The sequence below is a fragment of the Oceanobacillus polygoni genome, assembly GCF_008304605.1.
Lineage (GTDB): Bacteria > Bacillota > Bacilli > Bacillales > Amphibacillaceae > Oceanobacillus > Oceanobacillus polygoni.
The window spans coordinates 312,569-319,027 of sequence record NZ_PIJY01000045.1 but is presented as its reverse complement, the minus strand read 5'-3'; the positions used below and the strand labels follow the sequence as shown (position 1 = coordinate 319,027).

The window sequence follows — 6,459 nt, the reverse complement described above, 5'->3', positions numbered from 1 at the left end:
GTGCTTTTTCCAGCAGCTGCTGGACCGTCGATTGCAATTGCAATGTACTCTTTTGGCATTGTTAACATCCATTCCTCTCATCAAGTAAAACTAACATTTCCTGCTATTTACTCAAATAATCCCATCTCATATGTTGATTATGTACCTAATTTAATGGGGTAAGATAGCAGATGACTTATTAAAAATCTGGCAATCGCCAAGTTTATCATACTTAGTTTATCATAACATAACTCAACTTTCGCACCAATTAAAATACGTTCAAACAGTCAATTCACTACATCAATTCTTTCTTCTTTGCTTCCCGTTGTTTGTCAAAACAGAAACGTACGATCAGCTGACGATTCAGCTTTGTTATGGAAAGGAATTTTAGGGATACAAGATTAATTCGATTGTTCGCTTCCCTATTTAAAATAACTTCGGCCCCAGCATATATATAATGAAATTGATTATCACTCATTTGTAACGCAAACCAAGCATCAACTATTGTGCCAATCTCCAGGGGGATATGTTTTGGTACGAGGACTGCCAGGCCACCTGCACTAATATCGGAAGTAACTGTAACGAACGGTTCAAATTGGTGATTAATACTATGTATAGCTATATCAACAGCTGCTTCAACCCTTACATATTCCCTGCGTTGTATTCGTTCGACTTTTTCTGGAGAAGGAATTTTAATTGCGAGTGCAGGAACGTTTAATTTAACCTTTGCTACTATCTCAGATGTAAATTGATAGACAACTTGATCTTTTCCCACGAAGTTAACTTTAAATAGTTTTCTTTTCGGTAACATTCTAGTTTTTTTCGTTTTTTCATCGATTGGATAATCGATAATTAAATATTTATCGTTTTTTTCAATAATTTTACAATAATAAGTATATATTTTTCCGGATTCTTTCAATTCAAGATTAAGCATTGTTCCGATTTCCAATAGGAATCCCCTCACCTTATTTCAATTTCCAACAATCATACAATATACCTACATTATTGCAGAAACATAAAAAAAGGGAAAGGCTTTTTGCCTATCCCTAAAAATTTGCTGCAAAATTAATTTCAGTCCCGTCTAATTTCTCTACTTTTTCCTCTCTGCCATTCATCGCATTAATGAAGATACGATAGGTGTCATTATCCATCACGCCTAAGAATTCGTAGGTTAATACTTCTTCTTCAAGATCATTGTCGATAACAGCTAAAAACTCTTCCTGAATGTCAACATTCGGATTAACCTTATCTTTAGCCTCTTCCATCGATAATGTTGGTTCAGGTATATCGCGTTCGGTGTGATTCATATAGTAATTACGCGCTGTTAATCCAATAACCTCTCCATCATCTAATGCTACTTTTACTTCTACAGCATCGGAGTAAACGCGGACATCATCTTGGTTATAAACAAAGGAATAGACACCAACATTATTGTATTCGCTACTCTCAAAAAGCATCATACTAGCGATATCGTGCTTTTCCAAGTAGTCCTGTGCCTTTTCTGCCCCTTCATTTAAACTAATTTTATTTTCAGCAATTGGTCTTGTAATCAGAACTGTCAATGGGTGACCGCCTTGCTTTGCCAAATCCATATAGCCGCTCTCGTCTCCATTTTGATAAGAGATGCTGTATATCGGAATGTCTGAGCCTTCGCCTGTTTCTGCTAACGTCAGATTATCTTTATTTTCTACGTTTAGAATATCCGTGCCCTTTTTTAGTGCCTCTTCCTCACCAATTTCTTTTCCATTTAAATGTTTGTACTGATGCTCTTCTGATGAAGTTCCAATAATAGGAGAATCCGCATAGCCCTCGGAAAAGCCTTCAACAGATTTCTCGACAGTCGTGAAACCATCAATAATCGTGTTATCCATTGGCTCATCCTCATTTGCTAGCGCTAGCTGTACGTCCATCCAACGCAAATTATTCTCTAAAGCCATATGCTGAACTTCTCTCAACTCATTCTTAATATCACCTGATTGACTGTATAGCTTTTTTAATGTATCCGTTTCATCCTCGGTTAGTGGAGAATCGTCCAAATCCCTTACAGCTGTCTGATACGTAAAATCACCGATATTGGAAAGAAATTCCTCTGTCTTATTAAAAGGCAACAAACCTAATGGAAGCTGACCTACATTGGATAATGCTTCCGATGTCAATCTCCAAATTTCCACAAATTGTGGTGATAACCTTTCCGTCGAATTCATAGCTAAAGTCGTTCCAATCTGATCATGCAACAAGTCCATATTGTACGTCAATTCATGGAATGACCGCTGATACGTATTTTCTGCTTGGATTAGGACAGCGTTTTTTTCTTGATGCTCCATATAGCCCCAGAATGCCGTTCCTGCAATTCCTAAAGCAAGTAAACCAATCAATATCCACCGAAACATTTTCTCACACCTTTCTAATTACAAAATATATGCTTACCAATTTTCTTGATTTGAGGTCTAGTCCATATCCATCCTGATGTTGCTGTATCTGGATTAAAATAATAAGTAGCATCTCCAGAAGGATCCCATCCATTTATTGCATCCAGAACAGCTTGTCTAGCGGTATCATTTGGTGTTAGCCAAATCTGTCCATCTGCAACTGCCGTAAAGGCTCTAGGTTCGAAAATAACACCTGACACTGTATTTGGGAAAGTTGGACTTTCTACTCTATTTAGAATGACAGCAGCTACAGCAACTTGTCCTTCATATGGTTCTCCTCGAGCCTCACCATACACAGCATTCGCCATTAACTGAATATCATTTTGTGAATATCCTTGAGGAACATTAACTGCGGTTACATTTGATCCAGCTTGTTCACCTTGTCCCTGTTGCTCTTGTTGCTGTGAAGATTGCTGCTGTCCACCACGATCCCCGCCGCCATAATGGGTAAAGTCCTTCCCTTGATTAATATTTTCTTTTACATACCCTTCATCATAATTACTGGCTTGAACAAGTTTATCTTTCGTCGTCTGACCAGCTAACCCATCCACTTTCATACCAAATTCATATTGAAAGTTACGAAGCGCCCAATACGTACCCCAGCCAAAAACTCCGTCAATTTTTCCATTGTAGAAACCAAGGTATTGCAACCGGGATTGTAATTCAATAACGTCATCCCCTACCGCTCCTTGCTGAATGACTTGCGAACTAAATGCATTTACCGTTTTTGTAGTTGACTCTGGCTGCAGTCCAATTAGTGATATAATCATAATCATGAGTAAAAAGACTGCTTTGCGATTGACCATACTTTTTCCTCCCGTTAATTCTATTGGATTGCAATACCTATTTTTTGAGTAATTACCCTTTTTATTCATCTTTGTCCATTTAAATAAAAAATCTCCTGCAAATCCACAGATTTACAGGAGATACTTTTCTTTATTATGATGTTTCATTTGAACCGAAGTATTGTTTGCTATTTTCATACGATGTAAGGCGATAATCCATAACACGACCATAAATGGGATTAGAAAGTACATCCAAGTGCTAACCAAGCTCGTTAATATATAATTATAGATTCCATGCAACGTAAACGGAATGAGAAATGCTAATCCTAAATTTAATTTCTGCCTCTGTTGGTTCATCTTTGCCTTTCCAAAGTAATAACCCATGATAATACCAAATAATGCATGTGACGATACAGGGAAAAATGCGCGTAAAAATGCGTACTCAATTCCATTTGTTAATAGGTAGAGGACATTCTCAACAGAAGCAAATCCCATGCTAATAGATCCGGCATAAACGATACCATCATAGTGATCATCAAATTCGGAATGGTGATAAATAGCAAACATAAATATAAACCATTTAAAGAATTCCTCAAAAAATGCAATTTGAAAAAAAGATTCAATGATTCGATTACTCGTTAACCCCTCAGCTGTAAATGCGTACTGAATAAACATAATTGGAAACACTAATAAAGCCCCTAGAATAAACATCCGAATAATCAATGGGATTGGTTCTGTAATACGATCTTTTAAATAAATGAATGACATTAGTGCAACAATTGGTGCAATTCCAGCTGATAAAATTGCAATCATAATAGTATACCTCTTTCCAATTACATTACTTTTATCGTATCATTAAGTCATGTAAATGAAAATAGAAATTAAAGAACAGGTGATATTTATGAAAAATATACTCATTATTCATACTGGTGGAACGATTTCCATGCTGGAAGATAAGGAAACGGGAGAAGTAAATACGACAGATATCCATCCATTAAGTGCAGTAGGTGATCAATTAGGAGATTACGCAAGCATTGATGAGGAACTTATTTTTGGACTACCTTCTCCTCAAATCACGCCAGTTCACATGCTAGAACTGGCAAAGAAAATTAATGCATTTATCCCTAACTACGATGGTATTGTTGTAACGCATGGTACGGACACATTGGAGGAAACAGCTTATTTTCTAGATATCGTATTGGAAACCGATAAGCCTGTTATCGTAACTGGAGCGATGCGTTCGAGCAACGAAATTGGCTCGGATGCCTTATACAATCTAATTAGTTCCATTCGAGTTGCTATCGATGACGATGCAGAAGGTCAAGGCGTGTTAGTTGTGATGAATGATGAAATACATGCGGCTAAAAACGTAACAAAAACGTCCACCAGTAATGTAGCAACCTTTCAAAGTCCGCAATTTGGACCAATAGGATTAATTACAAAGGATTCCATACTCTTTCATCGAAGAATCCGCACTCGTCAGGTACAGCCCGTTCAACATATATCTAAGAACGTATTCCTGCTAAAAGCCTTTGCTGGTATGGATGAACAATTATTGCAAGCAATTCAGCAAGCAAAGCCTGATGGTCTTGTAATCGAAGGTCTTGGACAAGGGAATTTACCAAAGGATACTATTAAACCAATACAACAATTGATAGAAGACAATATCCCAGTGATACTTGTCTCCAGATGCTATCAAGGAGTTGTCCAACCGACATATGGTTATGATGGTGGAGGTAAACAACTGAAACAATTAGGCGTCATTTTTGCTCGTGGATTATCTGGTCCAAAAGCGAGGATTCGCTTATTAATCGCACTGGAAAAGACAACTAATTATAACAATCTAAAAGAACTATTTGAAACACTATAGGCACAAAAGCGGAAGCGCCGGTTTAGCAACATATGGACTGCGACCCGAACTATAGGACTAGTCGAATATTCCTGAGTAGGGATCAAGGAAACTATTTGGAACCGATACCCCTTCTGAACGCAAAGGTATAAGTGTGACTAAGCCTCTTGTAAAGCCTATCGGCAAGTCTGCTTTATCATACTATGGTGAGGAATGACTCACCAGGTGCCGGAGCTCGACGTAGCTATCGGTAACTAAGTTATCTGCGGCATTCAAACTTTATAGTTATCACACAGTAAAAGAAGGATAGCAAACATATTGCTATCCTTCAATGATTGACTTAGCAATTTCCTCTCCATGAAATCGCCCATTTTCAATAAATATTTCGTTATTGTTATATCCAGCAGCCACAACGCCTGCCACATACATTCCTTTTACATTTGTTTCGTATGTTTCGGCATCATAATTCGGCTTCCCGTTCGATGCATCAACCTCTACACCACTTGCATTCAGAAATGAAATATCAGGCTGATAACCAATCATGGCAAATACAAAATCATTTTTAATTACATTCGCTTCTCCAGCAGCTTCAAAATAAACGGCATCATCGGTTATTTTTGTAACATGTGAATGGAAAATCATTTTTACAATACCTTTCCTCACGAGCGAATCAAACTCAGGAAGTATCCACGGCTTAATACTACTTGAATATTCACTTCCACGATAAAGAACCGTTACTCTAGCTCCGGCTTTATGTAGTTCCAGTGTCGCATCAACTGCAGAGTTTTTCCCTCCAATAACTACGACGTCTTGGTTGTAATAAGGATGCGCTTCTTTAAAGTAATGCATGACTTTCTTTAAATTTTCTCCAGGAATTTGGAGATAATTAGGTTGATCATAATAGCCAGTCGCAATAATGACCTTTTCTGTCTGATACGTAGCTTCTTGTCCATCAAACTTCTCCGTCATCACACGAAATATATCGTTTTCCTTTTTTACTTCTTTCACATTTTCATATGTATACATACGAAGTTGCTTACGCTTAGCAACTTCTCGATAATAGGCCAATGCCTGATTTCTAACAGGCTTTTGCATTTCAGTTATAAACGGCATATCACCAATTTCTAGTTTTTCACTAGAACTAAAAAAAGTTTGGTGTGTAGGGAAATTGTAGATCGTGTTTACTACATTTCCTTTCTCAATAATCAGTGGATTAATTCCGTGTTTTTGCAACTCGATGGCACAGGACATACCACACGGACCTCCACCAATAATAATTACTTTTTCCACTTGCATGTTTAGGCACTTCCTTTATGGTTGAAATTACTTTTATGTTGATTTTAAAATTTAGTAATGCTAAGGTTTTGGCGAGTACAGATCAGAAAGTATTCCATTGCTAAAATAAAAAACTCTTATC

6 protein-coding genes are annotated in these 6,459 nt (G+C 37.3%); 1 reads left to right on the top strand and 5 read right to left on the bottom strand.

The features are described from left to right. Positions 1-274: 274 nt before the first annotated feature. The 4 genes from F1560_RS20480 to prsW all read right to left on the bottom strand — a co-directional run bounded on the left by F1560_RS20480 (position 275) and on the right by prsW (position 4,006). Entirely contained in the window at positions 275-928 is a 654-nt protein-coding gene (locus F1560_RS20480; protein WP_149476472.1) for a flagellar brake protein, read from the bottom strand. 97 nt (positions 929-1,025) lie between these two features. Continuing rightward, positions 1,026-2,369 carry a germination protein YpeB gene (ypeB, locus tag F1560_RS20475; RefSeq protein ID WP_149476471.1) on the bottom strand — a complete coding sequence of 448 codons (1,344 nt, stop codon included), beginning with the start codon at positions 2,367-2,369 and terminating at the stop codon, positions 1,026-1,028. 14 nt (positions 2,370-2,383) lie between these two features. Next, a complete protein-coding gene (gene sleB / locus F1560_RS20470) occupies positions 2,384-3,184 on the bottom strand; it encodes a spore cortex-lytic enzyme (RefSeq protein ID WP_420874442.1) in 801 nt (266 codons plus the stop codon). A gap of 141 nt (positions 3,185-3,325) precedes the next feature. Then, entirely contained in the window at positions 3,326-4,006 is a 681-nt protein-coding gene (prsW, locus tag F1560_RS20465; RefSeq protein WP_149476469.1) for a glutamic-type intramembrane protease PrsW, read from the bottom strand. An 88-nt stretch (positions 4,007-4,094) separates the two neighbouring features. On the opposite strand from prsW, the gene F1560_RS20460 reads away from it, so the two are divergent. Further along, positions 4,095-5,063: an asparaginase gene (locus F1560_RS20460; RefSeq protein ID WP_149476468.1), complete on the top strand. Its 969-nt coding sequence runs from the start codon at positions 4,095-4,097 to the stop codon at positions 5,061-5,063. Positions 5,064-5,363: 300 nt separating this feature from the next. Here F1560_RS20460 and F1560_RS20455 read toward each other — a convergent pair whose 3' ends face one another. Beyond that, on the bottom strand, positions 5,364-6,338 hold the full coding sequence (locus F1560_RS20455) for a YpdA family putative bacillithiol disulfide reductase (RefSeq protein ID WP_149476467.1): 975 nt from the start codon (positions 6,336-6,338) through the stop codon (positions 5,364-5,366). Positions 6,339-6,459 lie beyond the last annotated feature (121 nt).

Excerpts from the sequence above, each read along its gene's own strand:
- F1560_RS20460 (WP_149476468.1), top strand. The coding sequence starts at position 4,095 with ATGAAAAATATACTCATTATTCATACTGGTGGAACGATTTCCATGCTG.
- F1560_RS20455 (WP_149476467.1), bottom strand. The coding sequence starts at position 6,338 with ATGCAAGTGGAAAAAGTAATTATTATTGGTGGAGGTCCGTGTGGTATG.
- prsW (WP_149476469.1), bottom strand. The coding sequence starts at position 4,006 with ATGATTGCAATTTTATCAGCTGGAATTGCACCAATTGTTGCACTAATG.
- sleB (WP_420874442.1), bottom strand. The coding sequence starts at position 3,184 with ATGATTATGATTATATCACTAATTGGACTGCAGCCAGAGTCAACTACA.
- ypeB (WP_149476471.1), bottom strand. The coding sequence starts at position 2,369 with ATGTTTCGGTGGATATTGATTGGTTTACTTGCTTTAGGAATTGCAGGA.